Source organism: Reyranella humidisoli (assembly GCF_019039055.1).
GTDB lineage: Bacteria > Pseudomonadota > Alphaproteobacteria > Reyranellales > Reyranellaceae > Reyranella > Reyranella humidisoli.
In genome coordinates, this window is sequence record NZ_JAHOPB010000001.1 from 329,556 (window position 1) to 351,243 (window position 21,688).

25 protein-coding genes and 2 riboswitches are annotated in these 21,688 nt (G+C 67.3%); of the genes, 11 read left to right on the forward strand and 14 right to left on the reverse strand.

What is annotated here, in order from left to right; all coding sequences use genetic code 11:
* Nucleotides 1-40 precede the first annotated feature (40 nt).
* From KQ910_RS01620 to KQ910_RS01630, 3 genes are read left to right on the forward strand one after another with little or no spacing between them, the layout of a single operon-like run.
* Nucleotides 41-265 (forward strand): F0F1 ATP synthase subunit C, encoded by a 225-nt coding sequence (locus KQ910_RS01620; protein WP_020698011.1) that lies wholly within the window; start codon nt 41-43, stop codon nt 263-265.
* A gap of 8 nt (nt 266-273) precedes the next feature.
* Nucleotides 274-843 (forward strand): F0F1 ATP synthase subunit B family protein, encoded by a 570-nt coding sequence (locus KQ910_RS01625; protein WP_216956465.1) that lies wholly within the window; start codon nt 274-276, stop codon nt 841-843.
* Nucleotides 840-1,370, forward strand: coding sequence for a F0F1 ATP synthase subunit B family protein (locus tag KQ910_RS01630; RefSeq protein ID WP_216956468.1), 531 nt, complete (start codon nt 840-842; stop codon nt 1,368-1,370). Before KQ910_RS01625 ends, KQ910_RS01630 begins: the two co-directional genes overlap by 4 nt.
* A gap of 140 nt (nt 1,371-1,510) precedes the next feature.
* Here KQ910_RS01630 and KQ910_RS01635 read toward each other — a convergent pair whose 3' ends face one another.
* The 6 genes from KQ910_RS01635 to gcvT all read right to left on the reverse strand — a co-directional run bounded on the left by KQ910_RS01635 (nt 1,511) and on the right by gcvT (nt 7,330).
* Nucleotides 1,511-2,209: a class I SAM-dependent methyltransferase gene (locus KQ910_RS01635; RefSeq protein ID WP_216956471.1), complete on the reverse strand. Its 699-nt coding sequence runs from the start codon at nt 2,207-2,209 to the stop codon at nt 1,511-1,513.
* Nucleotides 2,202-2,663, reverse strand: coding sequence for an Rrf2 family transcriptional regulator (locus KQ910_RS01640; protein WP_216956475.1), 462 nt, complete (start codon nt 2,661-2,663; stop codon nt 2,202-2,204). Before KQ910_RS01640 ends, KQ910_RS01635 begins: the two co-directional genes overlap by 8 nt.
* 70 nt (nt 2,664-2,733) lie before the next feature.
* Nucleotides 2,734-4,332: an aminomethyl-transferring glycine dehydrogenase subunit GcvPB gene (gcvPB, locus tag KQ910_RS01645; protein WP_216956478.1), complete on the reverse strand. Its 1,599-nt coding sequence runs from the start codon at nt 4,330-4,332 to the stop codon at nt 2,734-2,736.
* Complete coding sequence (gene gcvPA, locus KQ910_RS01650) at nt 4,332-5,678, reverse strand: aminomethyl-transferring glycine dehydrogenase subunit GcvPA (protein ID WP_216956481.1); 1,347 nt, start codon at nt 5,676-5,678, stop codon at nt 4,332-4,334. The genes gcvPB and gcvPA overlap by 1 nt, the downstream gene beginning before the upstream one ends.
* 143 nt (nt 5,679-5,821) lie before the next feature.
* Nucleotides 5,822-6,199 carry a glycine cleavage system protein GcvH gene (gcvH, locus tag KQ910_RS01655; protein WP_216956484.1) on the reverse strand — a complete coding sequence of 126 codons (378 nt, stop codon included), beginning with the start codon at nt 6,197-6,199 and terminating at the stop codon, nt 5,822-5,824.
* 9 nt (nt 6,200-6,208) lie between these two features.
* Nucleotides 6,209-7,330: a glycine cleavage system aminomethyltransferase GcvT gene (gene gcvT / locus KQ910_RS01660; protein WP_229600295.1), complete on the reverse strand. Its 1,122-nt coding sequence runs from the start codon at nt 7,328-7,330 to the stop codon at nt 6,209-6,211.
* An 80-nt stretch (nt 7,331-7,410) separates the two neighbouring features.
* A riboswitch (glycine riboswitch) is annotated at nt 7,411-7,504 on the reverse strand.
* Nucleotides 7,505-7,507: 3 nt separating this feature from the next.
* Nucleotides 7,508-7,598: riboswitch (glycine riboswitch) on the reverse strand.
* A 309-nt stretch (nt 7,599-7,907) separates the two neighbouring features.
* Between gcvT and KQ910_RS01665 the strand changes: the two genes are divergently transcribed.
* A complete protein-coding gene (locus tag KQ910_RS01665; RefSeq protein WP_216956487.1) occupies nt 7,908-8,483 on the forward strand; it encodes a TetR/AcrR family transcriptional regulator in 576 nt (191 codons plus the stop codon).
* An 8-nt stretch (nt 8,484-8,491) separates the two neighbouring features.
* Here KQ910_RS01665 and KQ910_RS01670 read toward each other — a convergent pair whose 3' ends face one another.
* From KQ910_RS01670 to KQ910_RS01685, 4 genes are read right to left on the reverse strand one after another with little or no spacing between them, the layout of a single operon-like run.
* A complete protein-coding gene (locus tag KQ910_RS01670) occupies nt 8,492-8,833 on the reverse strand; it encodes a gamma-glutamylcyclotransferase family protein (protein ID WP_216956490.1) in 342 nt (113 codons plus the stop codon).
* Nucleotides 8,834-8,840: 7 nt separating this feature from the next.
* Nucleotides 8,841-10,187: a (Fe-S)-binding protein gene (locus KQ910_RS01675; protein ID WP_216956493.1), complete on the reverse strand. Its 1,347-nt coding sequence runs from the start codon at nt 10,185-10,187 to the stop codon at nt 8,841-8,843.
* Nucleotides 10,187-10,723 carry a hypothetical protein gene (locus KQ910_RS01680; RefSeq protein WP_216956496.1) on the reverse strand — a complete coding sequence of 179 codons (537 nt, stop codon included), beginning with the start codon at nt 10,721-10,723 and terminating at the stop codon, nt 10,187-10,189. The genes KQ910_RS01675 and KQ910_RS01680 overlap by 1 nt, the downstream gene beginning before the upstream one ends.
* The gene (locus KQ910_RS01685; protein ID WP_216956499.1) at nt 10,720-10,962 is read right to left on the reverse strand and encodes a CDGSH iron-sulfur domain-containing protein; all 243 of its coding nucleotides are present in this window, start codon (nt 10,960-10,962) and stop codon (nt 10,720-10,722) included. The genes KQ910_RS01680 and KQ910_RS01685 overlap by 4 nt, the downstream gene beginning before the upstream one ends.
* Before the next feature lie 121 nt (nt 10,963-11,083).
* Here KQ910_RS01685 and ispH point away from each other — a divergent pair, with 121 nt between their 5' ends.
* Genes ispH through rnhA form a run of 3 tightly spaced genes read left to right on the forward strand, consistent with a single transcriptional unit; the run spans nt 11,084 to nt 13,442 of the window.
* The gene (gene ispH, locus KQ910_RS01690) at nt 11,084-12,034 is read left to right on the forward strand and encodes a 4-hydroxy-3-methylbut-2-enyl diphosphate reductase (RefSeq protein ID WP_216956501.1); all 951 of its coding nucleotides are present in this window, start codon (nt 11,084-11,086) and stop codon (nt 12,032-12,034) included.
* Between the two features lies 1 nt (nt 12,035).
* The gene (locus tag KQ910_RS01695; RefSeq protein ID WP_216956503.1) at nt 12,036-12,986 is read left to right on the forward strand and encodes a homoserine kinase; all 951 of its coding nucleotides are present in this window, start codon (nt 12,036-12,038) and stop codon (nt 12,984-12,986) included.
* A 9-nt stretch (nt 12,987-12,995) separates the two neighbouring features.
* Complete coding sequence (gene rnhA / locus KQ910_RS01700) at nt 12,996-13,442, forward strand: ribonuclease HI (RefSeq protein ID WP_216956506.1); 447 nt, start codon at nt 12,996-12,998, stop codon at nt 13,440-13,442.
* 6 nt (nt 13,443-13,448) lie between these two features.
* Here rnhA and KQ910_RS01705 read toward each other — a convergent pair whose 3' ends face one another.
* Both KQ910_RS01705 and KQ910_RS01710 read right to left on the reverse strand, forming a co-directional pair.
* Nucleotides 13,449-14,099, reverse strand: coding sequence for a hypothetical protein (locus KQ910_RS01705; protein ID WP_216956509.1), 651 nt, complete (start codon nt 14,097-14,099; stop codon nt 13,449-13,451).
* Between the two features lie 34 nt (nt 14,100-14,133).
* Nucleotides 14,134-15,003 (reverse strand): tetratricopeptide repeat protein, encoded by an 870-nt coding sequence (locus KQ910_RS01710; protein WP_216956512.1) that lies wholly within the window; start codon nt 15,001-15,003, stop codon nt 14,134-14,136.
* 36 nt (nt 15,004-15,039) lie between these two features.
* Between KQ910_RS01710 and KQ910_RS01715 the strand changes: the two genes are divergently transcribed.
* Nucleotides 15,040-15,903 (forward strand): SDR family oxidoreductase, encoded by an 864-nt coding sequence (locus KQ910_RS01715; RefSeq protein ID WP_216956515.1) that lies wholly within the window; start codon nt 15,040-15,042, stop codon nt 15,901-15,903.
* A gap of 153 nt (nt 15,904-16,056) precedes the next feature.
* Here the strand turns inward: KQ910_RS01715 and KQ910_RS01720 are convergent, their stop codons facing one another.
* Nucleotides 16,057-16,803: an alpha/beta fold hydrolase gene (locus KQ910_RS01720; protein WP_369408270.1), complete on the reverse strand. Its 747-nt coding sequence runs from the start codon at nt 16,801-16,803 to the stop codon at nt 16,057-16,059.
* Nucleotides 16,804-16,862: 59 nt separating this feature from the next.
* Between KQ910_RS01720 and KQ910_RS01725 the strand changes: the two genes are divergently transcribed.
* The 3 genes from KQ910_RS01725 to infC all read left to right on the forward strand — a co-directional run bounded on the left by KQ910_RS01725 (nt 16,863) and on the right by infC (nt 20,734).
* Nucleotides 16,863-17,999, forward strand: coding sequence for a glycosyltransferase (locus KQ910_RS01725; RefSeq protein ID WP_216956516.1), 1,137 nt, complete (start codon nt 16,863-16,865; stop codon nt 17,997-17,999).
* Nucleotides 18,000-18,193: 194 nt separating this feature from the next.
* Complete coding sequence (thrS, locus tag KQ910_RS01730) at nt 18,194-20,137, forward strand: threonine--tRNA ligase (RefSeq protein WP_216956519.1); 1,944 nt, start codon at nt 18,194-18,196, stop codon at nt 20,135-20,137.
* Between the two features lie 60 nt (nt 20,138-20,197).
* Nucleotides 20,198-20,734, forward strand: coding sequence for a translation initiation factor IF-3 (gene infC, locus KQ910_RS01735; protein WP_216963489.1), 537 nt, complete (start codon nt 20,198-20,200; stop codon nt 20,732-20,734).
* Nucleotides 20,735-20,766: 32 nt separating this feature from the next.
* On the opposite strand, the gene KQ910_RS01740 is transcribed toward infC, so the two are convergent.
* Entirely contained in the window at nt 20,767-21,657 is an 891-nt protein-coding gene (locus tag KQ910_RS01740; protein WP_216956521.1) for a hypothetical protein, read from the reverse strand.
* Between the last annotated feature and the right edge of the window lie 31 nt (nt 21,658-21,688).

A 21,688-nucleotide genomic window follows, 5' to 3' on the forward strand; every position in this document is an offset into this window, starting at 1 on the left:
GATCCACCACGTCAAAGCCAAGAGAAAACAGGAGATAGAAATGGACGCTTCAGCCGCCAAGTTCATCGGTGCAGGCCTCGCCGCCATCGGCATGATCGGCGCCGGCATCGGCGTGGGCAACGTCTGGGCGAGCTACATCACGGCCCTGTCGCGCAACCCGGCCTCGAAGGCCGAAATCGGCGCCAACATCTGGATCGGCTTCGCCGTCACCGAGGCCATCGCGCTGTTCGCGCTGATCGTCGCGCTGATCGCCCTCTTCGCCTGAGTTCGATCGTGCCCGTTCAGGCACTCCGGACTTCGGTCGCCGCGGCAGCCCTGATCGGGCTGCCGTTTGCCGCGCAGGCGGCCGGCATGCCGCAGTTCGACCTCACGAAGTTCCCCACCCAGATCTTCTGGTTGGTGGTGTGCTTTGCCGTTCTGTACTTCCTCATGGCCAAGGCCGTCCTGCCGAAGATTGGCAAGACGATCGAGAGCCGCGAGCACAAGATCCAGGCAGATCTCGATGCGGCCCAGAAGGCCAACGATGCGGCGCGGGCATCGGGCGTCGAGCAGGACAAGGCGCTCGCCGAAGCGCGCGGCCAGGCTTCCGGCCTGATCCGCGAGGCCTCGGAGGCCGCTGCGGCCGCGACCTCGGCCAAGCTGCACGAAGTCAGCGACCGGCTGGGTGCCGACATCGTCGCCGCTGAAAAGCGGATCGGCGAGCAGCGCACGCAGGCGCTCGCGGGTCTCAGCAGCATGTCGACAGACATCGCCACGGCCGTGATGGGCAAGCTGGTGGGATCTGCCGATCCCGCACAGGTCGCCCGTGCCGTCGATGAAGCAGCAAAGGCAGGCAAGCCATGATCGGTACCGCATGGGCTGCCGACGCCCATGGTGGCGGCGGCGGATTGTTCTCCGACCCCACCTTCTGGGTGGCCGTCTCCTTCGTGATTTTCCTGGCGATTGCCGGCAAACAGATCGTCAAGGGACTGACGAAGCTCCTCGACGACCGCACCGCGCTGATCGCGCGCACGCTCGGCGAAGCCGAGAAGCTGCGCAACGAGGCGCAGAAGGCGCGTGACGATGCCCAGAAGAGCCTGACCGACTCGGCCAAGCTCGCGCAGGAGATCGTTGCCCAGGCCAGGCAGGAGGCCATGCGCCTTACCCAGCATGCGGCCGAAGAGCGTGAAACGATGATCGGCCGTCGTGAGCAGCAGGCCAAGGACCGAATCGCCCAGGCCGAGGCCCAGGCCTCGCGGGAAGTGCGCAACATGGCCGTCGACGTGGCGCTCGCCGCCACCCGCACGCTCCTCAAGGAGCAGGTCGGCGGCGGCCGCACACAGGCGATGATCGACGAGGCCATCGCCGAACTGCCGCGCCGTCTGCACTGATCTTTCAGAAAATAGGGATCGCCCGCAAAATAAGAGAGCGGGCAACCTGGTGCCCCCGCCGCAAGGCGGGGGCTTTTTCTTTGGGTCGTTCTCGTGCAGCCAACCTTGGGAAGCTCGACGAGCTTCTGTCTTTGCAGACCCTAGGCGTAGGCCAGCCAGCCGCGCCATGTGAAGGCCGCATAGAAGAGGCTGACCTGCGAGAAGCCGGCCTCGCGAAGGATCGCCTCGTCCTGCTGGGGCGAGAACAGGTTCAGATGCGTGTCGACGGCCGTGCGCGCCTTGCGCGCCAAGTCGGGGTCCGCGCCTGAGGCTACCGCGAACGCTGCGTAGCGTGACAGCCATGCCGGCCGCTCGTCCTTGTCCTGCGGGAAGCTGGAATGAGCGGCCACGAAGGGCGCGCCCGGCTTCAGCCGGCGGCGGATTTGCCTGACCGTCCGCAGGCGCTCGTCCGCCGGCAGAAAATGCAAAGTCAGCAGGCAGGTCGCCGCGTCGAACGGACCTTCCGGGGCATCTTCGATGTAGCCCTTATGCAGGCGCACGCGCGGAAGGAATTCGCCGACGGTATGCTCCGCCAGTTTCAGCATCTCCGCCGACGGATCGACCCCATCGAACGACCAGCCCGGCTGTGCGCGGGCAAACGCCTGCAGTTCCAGTCCGCCGCCAGCGCCAAGTACGAGCACCCTTGCATCCGAGGGCGCACGCTCGGCCAGGAGGATCGCCGCCATGCGCTGGAGATCGGTGAAGCCCGGCACGAAGCGCGGCGGCCCCTCGGCATAGCGGGCGACGGCCTGTGGATCGGAAAACGGTGCGAGCAGCGCACTCTGTGCACTCTCAACCATGGACCACCTCAAGGTGCTGCCGGCCACCGCGTGTCGCGAGCCGTGCATGGAAGTCGGCGCTCAGCGTGGCCAGCGTCACCTCGCCGAGGCGTTCGAGCAGCAGGGCTTCGGCGGCCTCGAAGGCCTCGCCCAGCGCCGCATTCACCGCCTGCTCGACCAGGCAGCCCGGCGCCTCGGTCCTGTTGCCCATGGCCAGAAGGCCGGGCGAGCCAAGCGCCGCATAGACGTCGCGCAGCGTTACCTTCGACAGGTCGCAGGCCAGCGACCATCCCCCTCCGTGGCCCTTCTCCGAGCGGACGTAACCCCGCTCCCTGAGTCCAGCCATGATCCGCCGGATCACCACGGGGTTGGTGTCCATCGCCTTGGCGAGCATTTCGGAGGTGAGCGGCATATCCCGCTCGGCCATGTGCAAAAGGACGTGCAGGATGCCCGACAATCGGCTATCACGTTTCATGTAACTATACATGTTACGTGATGGCTCTGTCGTCAAGGGGCGGCAAGCGCCGCCCCTGTCGTTTGTCGATCTACTCCGCCGCCTGCTTCAGCGGATCGGTGCCCGGCGGATTGTTCGACGGCTTCCAGCGCAGGATCGGCTTGCGGGCGGCCAGTGTCTCGTCGAGGCGGCGACGCGGCGCGTAGAGCGGTGCGGCCTTGAAGTCATCGGCCGCGGTGCCGGTCTTGGCTTTCGCGGTGAGCGAACGCAGCGCGCCGATGAACTGGTCGAGGTCTTCCTTGGCCACGGTCTCGGTCGGCTCGATCAGCATCGCGCCATGCACCACCAGCGGGAAGTACATGGTCATCGGGTGATAGCCCTCGTCGATCATCGCCTTGGCGAAGTCGAGCGTGCTGACGCCGGTGTCCTTGAGGAAGCTGTCGTCGAACAGCGCTTCGTGCATGCACGGCCCCTCGAAGGCCGGGCTCATCACGTCCTTGAGTGCGGCCATCACATAGTTGGCGTTCAGCACCGCATCCTCGGCGACCTGTTTCAGACCGTCGGCGCCGTGGCTCATGATGTAGGCCAGAGCGCGACTGAACATGCCCATCTGGCCGTGGAAGGCCTTGAGGCGACCGAGCGGCGCGCCGTCGACCGTGGCGCCGTCCTCGGCGATACGCCAGGTGTCGCCGTCCTTCACGATCCACGGATAGGGCGCGTACGGAGCGAGCGCAGCCGACAGCACCACGGGCCCCGCACCCGGTCCGCCGCCGCCATGCGGCGTCGAGAAGGTCTTGTGCAGGTTGATGTGCATGCAGTCGATGCCGAGGTCGCCCGGCCGCACGCGGCCGACGATCGCGTTGAAGTTGGCGCCGTCGCAGTAGAAGTAGGCGCCCGCCTCGTGCACGGCCTTGGAGATCTCGACGATCTCGCTCTCGAACAGGCCGCAGGTGTTGGGATTGGTCAGCATGATCGCCGCCACGTCGGGACCCAGCGCCGCCTTGAGCGCGGCCAGGTCGACGCGACCGCGGTCGTTGGCCGGGATCGGCTTCACGACGAAGCCCAGCGCCGCCGCCGTCGCGGGATTGGTGCCGTGCGCCGATTCGGGCGCCAGCACGGTCTTGCGCGTCGCACGCTCGCCCTTGGCCTCGAGGGCCGCAGCGATCGCCATCATCCCGCACATCTCGCCATGCGCGCCGGCGGCCGGCGACATCGCCACGGCCGGCATGCCGGTCAGGGTCTTGAGCCAGTGCGCCAGCCCGTCGATCAGCTCCAGCGCCCCCTGCACGGTCGAGACCGGCTGCAGCGGATGGAGATCGCCGATGCCCGGCAGGCGCGCGACCTTCTCGTTGATGCGGGGATTGTGCTTCATCGTGCACGAGCCCAGCGGGTAGACGCCCATGTCGATCGCGTAGTTCTTCTGGCTGAGCCGCGTGAAGTGCTGCACCACCTGCGGCTCGGAAAGACCGGGCAGACCGATCGTGCCCTTTCGGCGCACGCCGTTCAGGCGCTCCTTCACCTTCGGCGGTTCCGGCAGGTCGACGCCGCAGCGTCCGGCCTGGCCCATCTCGAAGATCAGCGGCTCCTCGATCTGGAGCGCACGATTGCCGGTATAGGTGCCGTGGTTGTTGGCGGAGCCGGTGGCGACGCCACCAGCGCGGCCCTGGCTACGATCGAGCGACTGTACCATCACAGCACCTCCTTCAGCGCGGCGACAAGCGGATCCATACCCGCATCGGTCGCCGTCTCGGTCGCCGCCAGCAGCAGCAGGTTCGCAACCGAGGGATCGTTCGGGATCAGGCGCGACACCGGCAGGCCGCCCAGGATGCGCTTGGCCGCCAGCGCCTCGACGACTTCGGCGGCGGGCTTGGGCAGCTTCACCGTGAACTCGTTGAAGAAGCTGTCGTTCACCACCGTGACGCCGGGGATCGCGGCGATCTTGTCGGCGAGCTGCGAGGCCTTGGCGTGGTTGATCTCGGCCAGGCGTGTGAAGCCCGCCTCGCCCAGCAAAGTCAGATGCACCGTGAAGGCCAGCGCGCACAGGCCGGCATTGGTGCAGATGTTGGACGTCGCCTTCTCGCGACGGATGTGCTGCTCGCGCGTGGACAGCGTGAGCACGAAGCCGCGCTTGCCGTCGGCATCGACGGTCTCGCCGACGAGACGGCCCGGCATCTGGCGCATGTACTTGTCGCGGGTCGCGAACAGGCCGACATACGGACCGCCGAAGCCGAGCCCGTTGCCGATCGACTGGCCCTCGCAGACCACGATGTCGGCGCCCATCTCGCCCGGCGGCATCAGCAGCCCCAGCGAAACGACTTCCGTCACCACGACGATCAGCAGCGCACCGGCGGCGTGGCAGGCTTCCGCGAGCTTGGTGAAGTCGCGGACATGACCGAAGAAGCTCGGGTTCTGCACGACCACGCAGGACGTGTCGCGATCGACCGCTGCGATCAGCTCCTCGAGGCCCTCGGCATCGGTCTTCGACAGGGTGGCCGTGAAGCCTTCCCACTTGGCCGTGGTCTCGATGATGCTGCGATACTGCGGATGCAGGCCGCCCGAGATCAGCGCCTTGTGGCGGCGGGTGATGCGGTTGGCCATCAGGACGGCCTCGGCGGTGCCGGTCGAGCCGTCGTACATCGAGGCGTTGGCGACCTCCATGCCGGTGAGTAGCGTCACCTGGGTCTGGAACTCGAACAGGTACTGCAGCGTGCCCTGCGTGATCTCCGGCTGATACGGCGTGTACGAGGTCAGAAACTCGCCGCGCTGGATCATGTAGTCGACGGTCGCCGGCACATGATGGCGGTAAGCGCCGGCGCCGATGAAGAACGGCGTGCTCGCGGGCGACAGGTTCCTGGCCGCAAAGCCCTGGAAGGCACGCTCGACTTCGAGCTCGCCCTGGTGATCGGGCAGGCCGCCGACCTTGGCCGCCAGCCGCGCCGACGCCGGCACGTCCCGGAACAGCTCGTCGACCGACTTGGCGCCGATCACGCTCAGCATCTCGCGGCGATCGGCCTCGGTGAGGGGGAGATAACGCATCAGGCTTTTGCTCCTTGAATAATGCCCTCATCCTGGGGAGCATCGCGCAGCGATGCGTCTTGAAGGATGGGAACGAGCACCTTGTCCCTTGCCCATCCTTCGAGACGTACCCTGCAGGCACGCCTCGGGATGAGGTTCGATTTTTAGCCGAGGCTCTTCACGAAGGTGTCGTAGCCGGCCTCGTCCATCAGGCCGTCGAGCTCGCTCTTGTCAGCGAGCTTCAGCTTGAAGAACCAGCCCTTGCCCGTCGGCTCCGCATTCACGTCGCCCGGCGTGTCGGCCAGCGCGGCATTGCTCTCGATCACCTCGCCGGAGGCCGGCGCGTAAATGTCGGAGGCAGCCTTCACCGATTCGACGACGGCGCAGGCCTCGCCCTTGGCGACCGTGCGGCCGGCGGCGGGCACGTCGACGAACACGACGTCGCCCAGCTGCTCCTGGGCGTACTGGGTAATGCCGATCGTACCGACATCGCCCTCGACGCGGATCCACTCATGCTCTTCGGTGTACTTGGTCTCGGCCATCTTGATCTCCTATCCGCGGTAGTAGGCGTGTTTGACGAAAGGCATCGGCACGATCTCGGCCGGCACGGGCTTGCCGCGCACCATGAGATCGACCCGGGTTCCGTTGGCTGACTGGCTGCGCTCGACGTAGCCCATGGCAATGGCGCGCCCCAGCGTGGGCGAGAAGCCGCCCGAGGTAACGATGCCGACGGTCTTGCCGGCGATGACGATCTCGGCACCCTCGCGCGCGATCGCCTTGCCTTCCGGCAGCAGGCCGACCCGCTTGCGCGTCGAGCCCTCGGCGATCTGCTTCTGCACGGTCGCGGTGCCGGGGAAGCCGCCCTGAACGCGGCGCTCCTTGCCGACGCTCCACAGCAGCACCGCTTCGACCGGCGTGGTCGTCGTGTCGATGTCGTGCCCGTAGAGGCACAGACCGGCTTCGAGGCGCAGCGAATCGCGGGCGCCCAGGCCGATCGGCTTCACCTCGGGATGGCTGAGGAGCTTGCGCGCGATGGCGTCGGTCTGGTCGGCGGGCGTCGAGATCTCGTAACCGTCGCCGCCGGTGTAGCCCGAGCGCGTGACGTAGCAGCGTGCGCCGTCGATTACGACATAGGCGCCGGTCATGAACTTCATGGTCGCGACCTGTGGCACCAGCCGCGACAGCACGGCCGAAGCCTGTGGCCCCTGCAGCGCCAGCAACCCGCGCGAGAACATCGGCTCGATCTCGCAGGCCGCCGACAGATGCTTCTGCATGTGCGCGAGGTCGGCGTCCTTGCAGGCGGCGTTGACGACGACCAGCAGGTGATCGCCCGTGCTGGTCACCATCAGATCGTCGAGGATGCCGCCGGCATCGTTGGTGAACTGGGTGTAACGCTGCTGGCCCGGCTGGAGGCCGGTGATGTCACCCGGCACCAGCGTCTCGAGCGCCTTGGCGGCATTCTGGCCGGGCTTCGCGGTGAGCCGCACCTGGCCCATGTGCGACACGTCGAACAGGCCGCAGGCGGTGCGGGTGTGATTGTGCTCGACCAGGATGCCTGTCGGGTACTGGACCGGCATCTCGTAGCCGGCGAACGGCACGAGGCGCGCGCCCAGTTCACGATGGAGGTCGTAAAGCGGCGTGCGCTTCAGGGGGCCGGCGGGAGTTTCGGTCAAGACAGTCTCCGTCAAAGGTCGCGTCCAACGCGACCGGAGTCGCGCTTTCACGACGCACGAAATGCGCCGTTCGCGACCCCCTCTGTCCGGAGACCTGAAAGATTCGCCGACGCAAAAGCCGGCTTACTTCGTCGGTGGGCTGGCACCGAATGGGGCGCCCGCCACTTTCCAGAGACCCATCCTCCTGCGGTCCGTTTGCCTGAGAGTTTCCGGGGTCGGTTGCTCCTTCGGCGCCATCCTCGCGGATGGTCTCTCCCACAGGTCTCGTCTGGGTAGGCAGACCATAGGCAGGCCCCCAATTCCCGTCCACGCACAAAGCCTGCCCGGTGCCCCGAATTACGGGGAAAAGCGTATTGTCTCTTGAAATTGAGTGAATGCTCACTTAATTTATGAGCGTCTGCTCAGTAAAGGAGACTGACATGTTCATCCGCCGCTCTTTCAACGAATCCCTTGAGCTCCAGAGCGAGGTTACGCCGACCTCTCCGCCTGACTGGGTGATCGACTGGCGCTGGCTGTCGACATCGGAAGATGCGGGCGCCACTTTCCCGAGTGAGCGCTCCCTCATAGACTGCGGCACATGGGCAAAGCCGAAGAAACCAAGGCCCGCGTAGAGCGTGCCGCACTCACCCTGTTCGTGGCGCGCGGCGTCGCGGAAACCACGACGCGGGAAATCGCCATGGCGGCCTCGATCGCCGAGGGCACGATCTATCGCTACTTCCCCAGCAAGGAACAACTCGCCCTCGACATCTTCCTCGGCCATCACCGCGCGCTGGCCGAGGCGCTGGTCGAGGCCCATCGTCCCGCCGTCGTCCTGCGCGATAAGATCGACGCCATCGTCCGCTGCTACTGCGAATGGGCGGACCGGGACTGGTCGCTGTTTGCCTACCACCTGCTCACCCAGCATCTCTTCCTGGCGATGGTCCCCGACGGGACCCCCAACCCGGTCGACGTCGTACGCGAGGTCATCATCGACGCAATGGCGGCCGGCGAAATCCCGTCGCGCGACCCCGATCTGGCCGCGGCCTCGGCGATCGGCACCGTGATGCAGCCCGCGACCTACAAGGTCTACGGCCGCTTCGAAGGCCCCCTGTCCGAGCACGTGACGTTCTTCGCCGATGCGGCGTGGGCGGTGCTGGCCGTTCCGGAACGCTAAGTCGCCGCTCAGGCCGCGACGTAGACGAACGCCTCGAGGCCGGATTTCAGGTGCACCGCGACACGCTTGTAGTCCGAGACCTCGTAGGTGTCGGCGGCGGCGAGTTCGGCCGCCGTGATCCTGAACACCACGCCCGCCACCTCGTCGCGGGGATTGCCAGTCGGCCGCGCCATGAAATGGTGGGTCTTGCCGCTGGTCTTCACGACCCCGGCGTCCTTGATCTCGAACAGTGACGTCGCGTAACCCGGCAAGGCGTCGGCACGGCCTTCGAGAAGCCGGCCGAAGGTTGCGAGCTGGACCTCTTCCTGCTGGAGCGTTCCATAGGAGAAGAGCCAGACGCCGGCGGTCACGTCGACGTCAGCCCTCGCGGGCCAGCGCGCCGAAGGCTTCGGCGAAGGCCTCGCGCGGGCCGCCGACACCGGTCTCGTTGAAAATGTCGGCGGTCAGCGACTTCACGGCGTTCTCGTCGATGCGCACGCCATTGTTCTCGAGGAAGCCGCGCGCCGCCGTCACGGCCTCGTCCATCGCGCCGCCGCGCTTGTAGAGCTGGTAGTAATCGGGATGGCCGCCGCGGCCCAGCGCCTCGGCCAGGACGTCGGTGAAGTTCACGACCTTGAGCGACGGATAGATCGCCTCGGCGCCGGACAGCGCGCGATGGCAGGAATGGTACATGGTGACGATCGTGTCGGCGCCCCCATCGATCGCGCCCCTCACCAGGTCGCGATGGATCGCCTGCTCACGATCCTTGAACTTCGCGGCCTGGCCGCCGCACGCATAAGAGAAGCCGGAATCCTGCGGCAGCTCGACCAGTTCGAGGTTGGGCACGGCGCGCAGCAGGTTGCGGACGCTCTCCACCGTGGCCCCGATGCCGAGATGCTCGTGGATCACGACGCGGCGCTTCGGCTGCTCCGCGGTGAAGCGCGCCTTCAGCGCGTCGAGGTTGGCGGCGAGGAATTCGCTGACGTGGCCGAGGTCGAACGACGGCTCTTCGACGTCCTTCTCCAGCTCGTCGAAATTCTTGGTACAGGTCGGGCACCAGGTCAGCACCTTGGAGGCGCCCGACTGGCCGAAGCGCTGGAACGTGCGATGCCCCATCCGCTCATAGGTGGCCAGATCGGCTTCCTGGAACTGATAGACGCCGCAGCAATGCGCCGTGCCGCCGACCACGTCGAAGTCGAGCTCCAGCGCGTCGAGGATGTCCATGACGTTCAGCACGATGTGCGGCGTGCGAAGCACGTTGCAGCCCGTATAGAAGAGCACGTCGGCGGTGCGGCGCTCGGCCGGCGCCAGGATCTTCTTCAGCGTCTCGGACGGGAGCTGCATGCTGGCCAGCAGCCGCACGGCCTGCGCCATGTGGCGGAAACGCCCGGCGGCATTGGCCGCCCCCTCCTGCACTGGCCGCGTCGCCTGCAGCGACTTCATCTTGGCGATGGTCACCCATTGGCGGACGTTGATCTCCTCGGGACAGGCGGCGGTGCAGCGCGCACTGCCGTCGCAGGCACTCAGCCACTTGTCGAGCAGCGGCGCCGCGGCGCCGCCGTCGCGCGTCAGCGAAACCAGTTCGCCGACCCGCTGCACGGCCTGGCCCATGTCGAGCCCGCTCTCGCGCGCCGTGGGGCAAGCCTCGAAGCACTTGCCGCAGGTCGTGCAGCGATCGGCCGCCTCGGCAACCAGCGCTTCGAGCCTGTCGGCATAGGCACTCATCAGCGGCCCATTTGCCTGTTGTAGTCGAGTTCCTCGCGCGACGGCTTGAGGCCAACGGCGATCCGGTAACCGCCGAGTTCCGAAATCTGGCTGAACGGCAGGTTGAGCACGAGATCTTCCTGCGACTGGCCGCGCGGATTGGAGCCCGAGAGCTTGAAGTCGGCGGTGAAATCCTGGCCCTGGACGACCTGACCGGAGGGGCCCAGCACGCGCACGAAGTACGGCACGCGGGTCTGGCCCGGGACGACCGACGGACCGGCGCTCACCGCGACGCGCATGAGCACGTTCACTTCCATCTGATTACGCCGCAGCGTGCACTTGGCACCAACCCCGTTCAGCGCCGCCTCGTACTCGACGTCGCGCGGATCGCGGCCCGGCCCATCCTTGAAGTGGGTCAGCCGTCCGGCGCTCTGCACGGTGAAGGGGACCGGGCAATAGGCGGTCGACGCGTCATCGTCCTTGCTGCCGCCGCAGGCGGCGAGAAGAAGGGTGGCCAGCGCAACGGGTGCAATACGCAGATACATATTCAGGGTCATGCCAGTGTCTTGTGGGCGCCGTCGCACAACGGCTTCTTGGATGAGTGCTTGCAGGCGCAGAGCCAGTAGTCGCCGGTCTTCTCGACCGAATACTTCATCGGGGCGAGGCCGCTGCCCTTGTGGCTGCCGTCGCAGAACGGCTGGGCCTTGCTCAGACCACAGGCGCACCACCAATAGTCCTTGCCCGCCTCGAGAGCGACCTTCGCAGGCGCCTTGGCCGCGACAACCGGCTCGGTCATGTTGCTTTCCCCGTTGCGGCGGCTTTGTTACGGTGCCGCGCCAAATCCGTACTGCACGGACTCTAGGCAATGGTCCGCAGGCCCGCAAGCGAGCGGGTCGTCATCCCGCTGAACGAATTTCATGATTGCCCCGAAGAAGCCGCTCACGATCCTGCTCGCCAGCCCGCGCGGCTTCTGCGCCGGTGTCGACCGCGCCATCCAGATCGTCGAGCGCGCGCTCGAGCGCTACGGACGGCCTGTCTATGTGCGCCACGAGATCGTTCACAACCGCTTCGTCGTCGAGAACCTCGAGGCGCAGGGCGCGATCTTCGTCGACGAGCTGGACGAGGTGCCGGACGACCGGCCCGTCGTGTTTTCCGCGCACGGCGTGCCGAAATCCGTGCCCGCCGAAGCCGCCCGCCGCAACCTTCTCTATGTCGACGCGACCTGCCCCCTCGTTTCAAAGGTCCACCGCGAGGCCGAGCGTCATGCCCAGTCGGGACGCACCGTCATCCTGATCGGCCATGCCGGGCATCCCGAGGTGATCGGCACCATGGGCCAGCTGCCGCCGGGCAAGGTCGTGCTGGTCGAGGACGCGGCGCAGGCCGAGTCCCTTGCCGTCGCCGATCCGGAGAATCTCGCCTATGCCACCCAGACCACCCTGTCGGTCGACGACACGACCGGCATCGTCGCGATCCTGCGTCACCGGTTCCCTTCGATCCAGGGACCGAAGATGGAAGACATCTGCTACGCGACCACCAACCGGCAGGCAGCGGTCAAGGCGATCGCCGAGCGCTGCGACGCGATGGTCGTGATCGGCGCGCCCAATTCGTCGAACTCGATGCGGCTGGTCGAGGTCGCTGCCAACTACGGCTGCGCGAAATCGCGCCTGGTGCAGCGCGCCGCCGACATGGACTGGGACTGGCTGGGCTCCTCGCGGCGCCTCGGCATTACGGCCGGCGCCTCGGCGCCCGAGCTGCTGGTCGACGAGCTGATCGAGGCCTGCCGCACGCGCTACGACGTCACCGTCGAGGAAGTGCGCACGACCGAGGAAAGCGTCGTGTTCAAGCTGCCGCGCGCGCTGGTGGCCTGACGTGGCGGTCTACACGGAAGTCGGCGACACCGAGCTCGAAGCCTTTCTCGCCGAATACGACATCGGCCAGGCCGATTCCTTCAAGGGAATCGCCGAGGGCGTCGAGAACACCAACTTTCTGCTGACCACGACGAAGGGCCAGTACATCGTCACGCTCTACGAGAAGCGCGTCGATCCGGGCGACCTCCCCTTCTTCCTCGGCCTGATGGATCATCTCGCCGCGCGCGGACTCAACTGCCCGCAGCCGATCCATGGCCGCGACGGCAATGCCCTGCGCACGCTGGCGGGCAAGCCGGCGGCCATCACCAGCTTCCTGCATGGCATGTGGCCGCGCCGCACCACGGTCGCGCATTGCGCGCCGGTCGGCGAAGCGCTGGCCACCATGCACCTGGCCGGACAGGATTTCGCGCTGAAGCGCCCCAACGCGCTGTCGGTCGCGGGCTGGCGTCCGCTCTGGGAAGGGTCGCGCCGTCACATCGACGTGGCGCTCGATCGCGAGCTTGGCGCCGAGATCGAGTTCTTCGAGGCGAACTGGCCCAAAGGACTGCCCGCTGGCGTGATCCATGCCGACATGTTCAACGACAATGTCTTCTTCCTGCAGGACAAGCTGTCGGGCGTGATCGACTTCTACTTCGCCTGCAACGATCTGCTGGCCTACGACGTCGCGATCTGCCTCAACGCCTGGTGCTTCGAGATCGACAATGCGTTCAACGCCACCAAGGCGCGCAACCTGTTGCAGGGCTATGAGCGGGTGCGCAAACTCGGCGACGACGAGAAGCAGGCGCTGCCGCTGCTGGCGCGCGGCTCGGCGCTGCGCTTCGCGCTGACGCGGCTCTATGACTGGGTTCACACGCCACCCGACGCGCTGGTCAAGCGCAAGGACCCGCAGGAGTATCTGGCCAAGCTGCGCTTCCACCGCGCCGTCTCGTCCCTGTCGGACTATGGATTGTAAGAGGGACCCGTGAGCGAAGCGGCAAAGGTCGAGATCTTCACCGACGGCGCGTGCAGCGGAAACCCCGGCCCGGGCGGCTGGGGCACCATCCTGCGCATGGGCGAAAAGGAACGCGAGCTTTCCGGCGGCGACCGCACGACCACCAACAATCGCATGGAGCTGATGGCCGCCATCCAGGGGCTGGAGGCACTGAAGCGGCCCTGCCATGTCCGCCTCTTCACCGACAGCACCTATGTGAAGGACGGCGTGACCAAGTGGATCCACGGCTGGAAGAAGAACGGCTGGAAGACGTCGGACAAGAAGCCGGTCAAGAACGTCGAACTGTGGCAGCGCCTCGACGCGGCACGCACGCCGCATCAGGTCGAGTGGCACTGGGTGAAGGGCCATAGCGGCCATCCGGAGAACGAGCGCGCCGACGCGCTGGCGCGCGCGGCGATCCTGACCTTGCGTTCGTAGGCGCGATCAGTTCCGCTTGGGCTGCGTCGGAACCGGCTTCTTCTCGACCTGCTTTTCCATCACCAGATCGAAGCCCTCGCGCGTGCCGTCGCAGGGATTGTCGCCCTCGGCGAGACGCCAGACCTGCGACTTGCCCGAGCGACGGAAGTTGAGGAGGCCGGCGACCTTGCAGGGCGTGCCCTTCTCGACCTTGGCGACACGGAAGGCGACCTCGCCGCGGATCTGAACGACATTCGGCCCGATGCGCTCGACCACGCCGTCGATCGAGGTCCAATCGCCCTCGGTGCCCGGCGCGACGCTGTCGAGGCGGCCCTTGACCACCCAGACCGCGCCCTGGCGCGTGACCGCAAGCTCGCCCGGCTTGGCGCCCTTGATCTTGGCGTGGCGGCCCCAGGCGATCTTGCGTGCGTCGGCGAACATCTGCGCCTCGGCGTCGGAATCGATGACGGTGCGCTCGACCGCGTGCGGCGCGGTCGGCAGCGGCGAGGATAGGTTCGAGGTCGACGCGCCCTTCTCGACCACCGGGGCCCGGTCGGGCGGCGGCGCCGGATAATAGGAGGAAGGCGGCTGCGTCTGGCCTGCGGGAGCCTGCGCGAAAGCCGGCATGGTGAGGGCCGCGAAACCGGCGAGGGCGATCGACGAGAGGGTTTTGTTCATTTGAATGAATTTTACCCGAGCGCCCCGTAGCACGCTACCGCTTCCCGCCGAGGCCCGGCGGCGGCGCGTTGGGTTGGGCCGGGGCCGGGGCCGCGGGCGGATTGGCACCCGCGGCGGAAAGCCCCGCCTCGGCTCGACGCGCCGCCGGCGAACCTGCGGGCACCAGCCGCAACACGCGGTTGAAGTCGCTGTTGGCCGCGTCCCGCGAGCCGCGCGCCAGATTGGCGTAGCCGCGCTCCAGCAACGCTTCCGAATGGTCGGGCGCGATCGACAGCGCGCGGTTGGCGTCGGTCAGGGCACGGCCCGGATCGCGGGCGTTGCGCCACGCCGCGGCGCGCAGCACCAGCACCTCGACATCGTCCTGGCGCAGGCGGATGGCGCGGTCGAAGTCGGAGATGGCGCGCGGCCAGGCCTGCATGGCCGCATAGGACAGGCCGCGATCGACCCACAGGTCCGGATCGCCGGTCTTGAGTTCCAGCGCCTTGCTCTGGGCGGCGGCGGCCTTCTCGGCCGCACCCGTCTCCATCCACGATTGCCCCGCCTGCGCCCACAACTCGGCCCGCAGGCCGGGCCGGTCGTTGCCCATGTCGCGCGCGATGGCCTCGAACTGGGCCGCCGCCTGGGCGTGCTTGCCCGACTGGAACATGGCGACGGCGACGCAATGGCGGGCGCCGAGACCACCGCCTTCGACGATCCACCTCTCGGCCGCCGGCAGCGCCTTCAGCGGCTCCATGCGCGCGAGCCGCATGCAGTCGGTGTAGCGCTTGAGATGATCCGGGGCCGTCTCGAGGCCGGGCGGTCCCGGCATGGGCCGCGCCGGAACGACGGGAATGGGCTGGGCCAGGGACGGCGATGCGACGAAGAGACCGAGCAGCGGCCACAGCGGATTGCGACGAAACAACATGGTTGAAAAGAACAGTGCCTGAGCGTTTCTGACAAGATGACAAGACGACTTTTCATTTTCGGTCTGGGCTACAGCGGCCTTGAAATTGCCAGGCTTGCCAAGGCGCAGGGCTGGTCGGTGGCCGGCACCTGCACGACCGACGAAAAAGCCCGCAGGCTGCGCGCGGAAGGGATCGAGGCGCACGCCTTCGATGGCACCGCGCCGCTCTCGGCCCAATCCTTCGGCGAGGCCAGCCACGCCGTCTGCACGGTGGCACCGGGCACCGCCGGCGATCCGGCGCTGCGCACCTGCCGGGCACTGCTGGGTCGCGCACGCTGGCTGGGCTACCTCTCCACCACGGGCGTGTATGGCGATCACGACGGCGCCTGGGTCGACGAGACGACACCGACCCTCGCGACGCAGCCGCGCAGCCTGCAGCGGCTCGCCGCCGAACAGGGCTGGCGCGACGTCGCGAGCGAAAGCGGCGCCGCCCTCCATATCTTCCGATTGCCGGGCATCTACGGTCCCGGCCGCAGCACGCTCGACCGCGTGGCCGACGGCACGGCGCGGCGGATCGACAAGCCCGGCCAGTTCTTCTCGCGCATCCATGTCACCGACCTGGCCGCCAGCACGCTCAAGGCGATGGACTGCGTACAGGGGACCGAGATCTGGAACGTGGCCGACGACCTGCCGGCCGCCAACGCCGACGTCATCGCCTATGGCTGCGAACTGCTGGGACGGCCGGTACCGCCCGCGATTCCCTGGGAGGACGCGGCGCCCGCGATGACGCCGATGGCGCGCTCCTTCTATGCGGAAAGCCGCCGCGTCAGGAACGACAAGCTCAAGCGCGAGCTGGGCGTCGTGCTGCGCTATCCGACCTATCGCGAAGGGCTGAAGGCGATCGCGGAAGCGGGCGTTTAGCGGCCGACCAAACCCCACCTCATGCTGAGGAGGCCCGAAGGGCCGTCTCGAAGCATGGGCACGCGCACCAAGTCCGTTGCCCATCCTTCGAGACGCGCACTGCGTGCGCTCCTCAGGATGAGGCGGTGCGGGGAAACTTCGGCCGGGAAGACATCAACCCACCAGCTCCTCGACCGTCGCGATCAGGCGGGCGATGTCGGCGGGTGTGCTGAGGCGATGGTCGCCGCCCTTTATGAACGTCGTGATGACTTCCGGCGCGTCGAGATGCTTCGCGATCTGCAGCGAGTATTCCCACGGCACGTCGGGGTCGCTCTGGCCGTGCAGCAGCCGCACCGGACAGGGCAGCGCAAGCGGCTTGTCGAGCAGCAGATGATTGCGGCCTTCCTCGATCAGCTTCCAGGTGAAGACCGAGGGCTCGGGCGAATACTGCGACGGACGCTCGAGCCGGCCGTCACGCTCCAGCGTTGCGCGATCCTCCGGCGACAGGCCGTTCAACAGCATGCGCTCGGTGAAGTCGGGCGCGGCGGCAATCAGCACGAGACCCGCCAGCCGCTCGGGCCGCGCGCGCGCCGCCAGCAGCGACAGCCAGCCGCCCATGCTCGATCCGACCAGCACCAGTTTGCCCGTCGTAAGTTGATCGATGGCGGTGAGCGAATCGTCGAGCCAGCGGCCGATCGTTCCGTCCTCGAAGCGGCCCGACGACTGGCCATGACCGAGATAATCGAAGCGCAGGAACGCGCGGCCCGTCCGGACCGCCCAGTCTTCCAGCGCCACCGCCTTGGTGCCCGTCATGTCGGAGCGAAACCCGCCGAGGAAAACGACGGTCGGCGTTGCTCCCTGTGTCGTTGCATAGGCGATGGTGTTGCCATCGCTGCGCTGCAGCCGCTCGACCCTACCCACGTTCTTCCTCCCGTGTTACCTGCTGCCTCCCCTTGATCGTGTAGCCAAAAGCAAAGCCCGTGTCCGCGCCGACCCTGCTGCAAATCGTTCCGACCCTGGCCGGCGGCGGCCTGGCGCGCGCCACGCTGGAAGCCGCGCAGGCCGTCATCGCCGCCGGCGGCTCGGCGATCGTGGCTTCGCCCGGGGGCAGCATGGTGCCCGACCTGTTGCGCCTGCGCGCAAGTCATCTCGAGCTTCCCGCCCGGAGCCATCCGCTGTGGGGCCGGATGACGCTGCCCGGCAAGCTCGCGTCGAGCCTGCGTGACGCGAAGGTCGACGTCGTGCAGGCGCGCTCGCCCGCCACCGGCTGGGTCGCGCGCGCGCTCGCACGCCGCCTCGGGATCAAGTGGATCGCCACGCTGCACCGGCCGTTCCTCGCGTCGGATGTCACCGGCCGCTTCGTCGAGGGCCGCCAGTCGCGCGCCGACGCCGTGATCGCCGTCTCCCAGCATGTCGCGCGCGACGCGCTGGAGCGCTTCCCCACGCTGCAGGACCGGCTGGAGATCATCCCGCCCGGCATCAATTTCGACCGGTTCGATCCCGCCCTCGTGCGCGCCGACCGGCTGATCCGGCTGGCGGGCGAGCTGCGGGTGCCGGACGGCAGCCATCTCGTGCTCTGTCCGGGCCGCTTCGGCGAGGACAACGGCCAGAAGCTCCTTGTCGAGGCGATCAGGCGGCTGGGCCGCGACGACGTGTTCTGCCTGCTGCTGGGATCGACCGGCGTGCCCACTCCGTTCGAGAAGGAGCTGGAGCGGAGCATCGAAGCGGCGCAGCTGAACGGCCGCGTGCAGATCGGCCCCTATGTCGACGACATGCCGGCGGCCTACATGCTGGCCGACGTGGTGGTATCGACCGGCGGCGCGCGCCAGGGCTTCAGCCGGTCATTGGTAGAGGCGCAGGCGATGGGCCGGCCGGTCGTCGCCGAGGATGGCGGCGGTGCGGCCGAAACGCTGCGTCCCGACGGCGTCACGGGCTGGGTGTCCCCGGCCGGCGATGCCGCCGCCCTGGCGGAGTCGCTGCAGGCGGCGCTGTCGCTCTCGGTCGAGCGCCGGGCGGAACTCGCGCGCGCGGCCCAGGAACATGCGCGCAGCACCTACAGCCTGGCGCAGACCAACCAGCAATTGCTGGCGCTGTATCACCGCCTGGCCGGCCGCTGACCTTGACTCGCGGGGGTCCGGCAACTATGTCCGAGCCCATGGAACGCCGGTTTTTCACCGCTCCTGCCGTAATCACCACCGCCCGAACTTGATTCGGCCGGGCTCGCACTCGTGCGGCTTCCCGGCCTGCTTGCGCCCGACCGTTCGTGTCGGCGGATGAGCTTCGTTCGGAATTTCGTTAGTTGGTGAACAGAATGATCAATATTTCCCTGCCGGACGGTTCGGTCCGGTCCTTCGACAAACCGGTCAGCGGCGCAGACATCGCCGCCTCGATCGGCCCCGGCCTCGCCAAGGCGGCCCTGGCGTTGCGCGTGGACGGCAAGATGGTGGACCTCGCCCATGTGGTCGACCGCGATGCCAGAATCGGCATCGTCACGTCGCGCGATCCCGATGCGCTGGAACTGCTGCGTCACGACGCGGCGCACGTGCTGGCGCAGGCGGTGCAGGAACTCTTTCCCGGCACGCAGATCACGTTCGGCCCCTCGACGGAGGACGGCTTCTACTACGACTTCGTGCGCGACCAGCCCTTCTCGCCGGAGGACTTCGCGAAGATCGAGCAGCGCATGGCCGAGATCGTCGACCGCGACCTGCCGATCGAGCGGTCGGTGTGGGACCGCGCGCAGATCAAGGACTACTTCGCCCAGCACGGCGAGAAGTTCAAAGCCGAGTGGGCCGACGAGCTGCCGCAGGACGAGGAGATCTCGGTCTACAAGCAGGGCGACTGGCTCGACATGTGCCTGGGCCCGCACCTGCCCTCGACGGGCAAGCTCGGCAAGGCGTTCAAGCTGACGAAGGTGTCGGGCGCCTACTGGCGCGGCGACCGCAACAATGCCCAGCTCCAGCGCATCTACGGCACGGTCTTCTTCTCCGACAAGGACCTGAAGGCCTACCTGCACCGCATCGAGGAGGCCGAGAAGCGCGACCATCGCCGCCTCGGCCGCGAGATGGGCCTCTTCCACCAGCAGGAAGAAGCCGCGGGCATGGTGTTCTGGCACCCGAAGGGCTGGACGTTCTGGCGGACGCTGGAGAGCTACATCCGGCGCCGGCTGGATGCCGGCGGCTACCAGGAAGTGAAGACGCCACAGCTGGTCGATCGCAAGCTCTGGGAGGCCTCGGGCCACTGGGAGAAGTTCCGCGAGAACATGTATCTCAGCGAGAACGAGGAAGGCCTGCGCGAGTTCATCGACGATGACGAGAAGCGCATCTTCGCGCTGAAGCCGATGAACTGCCCCTGCCACGTTCAGATCTTCAACCAGGGGCTCCGCAGCTACCGCGAACTGCCGCTGCGCATGGCCGAGTTCGGCTCGTGCCATCGCTTCGAGCCGTCCGGCGCACTGCACGGCATCATGCGCGTGCGCAACTTCACGCAGGACGATGCCCACATCTTCTGCACCGAAGACCAGATCGAGAGCGAGACGATCCGCTTCTGCGAACTGCTGGGCTCGATCTACCGCGACCTGGGCTTCCCCGACTACTTCGTGAAGTTCTCCGACCGGCCGCCGGTGCGGGCGGGCTCGGATGCGGTCTGGGACCAGGCCGAGGGCGCGCTCAAGGCGGCATCCACGGCCGCAGGGCTAGAGCTCCAGCTCAACCCGGGCGAGGGCGCCTTCTACGGGCCCAAGCTGGAGTTCGTGCTGCGCGACGCGATCGGCCGCGACTGGCAGTGCGGCACGCTGCAGGTCGATTTCGTGCTGCCGGAGCGGCTGGACGCGACCTATGTGGCCGAGGACGGCTCGCGCAAGCGGCCCGTCATGCTGCACCGCGCCATCTTCGGCAGTTTCGAGCGCATCATCGGCATCCTGATCGAGAACTATGCCGGACGCTTCCCGCTCTGGCTGGCGCCGACGCAAGCGGTGGTGGTTACGGTCGTGAACGACGCCGACGGCTATGCCGAGGAGGTCGCCGCGGCGCTGCGGGCGGCCGGCATGCGGGTCGACACCGACCTGCGCAACGAGAAGATCAACTACAAGGTCCGCGAGCACTCGCTGGCCCACGTGCCGCTGATCCTCGCGGTCGGCCGGCGCGATATGGAAAACCGCACGGTGGCGATCCGCCGGCTGGGTTCGGACAAGCAGGAGGTCCTTGAACTCGGGGCCGCCGTCACTACACTTTCAAACGAGGCCCGGCCGCCCTTCTAGGGCGGTCCGGTCTCACGACCCGCCCCGCGACAGGGGGCTTCATCACAGGAGAAGTAAGCCATAGCACGACCTGCCCAACAGACTGCGCCCACCCGCGAGGGTCCGCGCGTCAATGCCGAAATCCGAGCCGCGCAAGTCCGTCTCATCGACGAGAACGGCGAAATGGTCGGCGTGCTGAGCACGCGCGAAGCCATCGAGATGGCCGAAGAAGCGAACCTCGACCTGATCGAGATTTCGCCCAATGCCGTGCCGCCGGTCGCCAAGATTTCCGACTACGGCAAGTACAAGTACGAGGCCCAGAAGAAGGCCCACGACGCGCGCAAGCACCAGAAGGTCATCGAGGTCAAAGAGATCAAGATGCGCCCGAACATCGACGACCACGATTACGAAGTGAAGATGCGCGCGATGAAGCGGTTCATCGAGGAAGGCGACAAGGTCAAGGTCACCCTGCGCTTCCGCGGCCGCGAGATGGTTCACGCCAACCTCGGCATGGAGGTGTTGAACCGCGTGCGCAGCGAGATGGACGAGCAAACCAAGATCGAGTCGATGCCGCGCATGGAAGGCCGGCAGATGATCATGGTGCTGGCGCCCAAGTGACGCCAGCCGTGTACGCAGCGAGCGGGCGGCCCCTACTTCTTCTGGGGCCGCTGCCGTAGCGTTACCGTTCCCGTGCTGCGCTGCTCGTCCGGGTTGAAGCGCCCCGTGGTCACGACATTCTCCGGCCAGGTCACGCTGTAGACCGTCTCGCCCGCGAACGACATCGGCGCCTCGGCCTTCGCGGATTTCCAGTAGTCGCACCGCACCGCATCGGCGGGATCGATCTGCTGCGCAAGGCAGAACTGGTGCAGCACATAGGGAATGAATCGCGGCCGGCCGCCTTCCGGCGCGGTCGCCACGTTCAGCGCGAACGACGAGGGCTGCTGGTTGCAGCGGGCGCGCACCACGATCTCCGACGAACCCGGCGTGCGCATCTGCAGGGATTCGAGTTCGGCGCGCAGCGCATCGAGCGCGCGCACGTGCGTGGCCTCGGCGAAGTTTGCCGCGACCAGCGCAGCTTCGTAGCGGCCGATGGCTTCGGCGACCGGCGCCTCGGCATATCCTGCCCGCGCGAGGTCGCGCGACCAGGACAGGGTCTCCAGCGCCCGCACCACCATCTCCCCGGTCAGGCCCGCACTCTCGCCCCAGTCGCCCAGCACGTTGGCGGGCGTCCAGCAGTACTTCAAGAGATTGTAGCCGCCGGCCTCCACGGGAAGCGCGCGCGTCTTCAGAACGCCGATCGACTGCGCCACCACGGTCTTCATCAAGAGGTACTGCATCCCGGGATGCTCTCGGGCCCTGCTGGAACTCGAGAGAGCGGTGATCGGCGTGGCCGCCGCCACCGCATTCGCCGGCGGTGCGATGGGGGGATCGAGCCGGATCGCCGAGGGGTTTGACGGCAGAGGCGCCAGGGATTGGGCCTGAGACGGGCTTTGCGCCTGCGCGGCAGAGGCCGCAAGCACGGCCAGGAACAACAAACTCATGGTCCTCATCGTGCCCAGCCCCCGGCGGTTG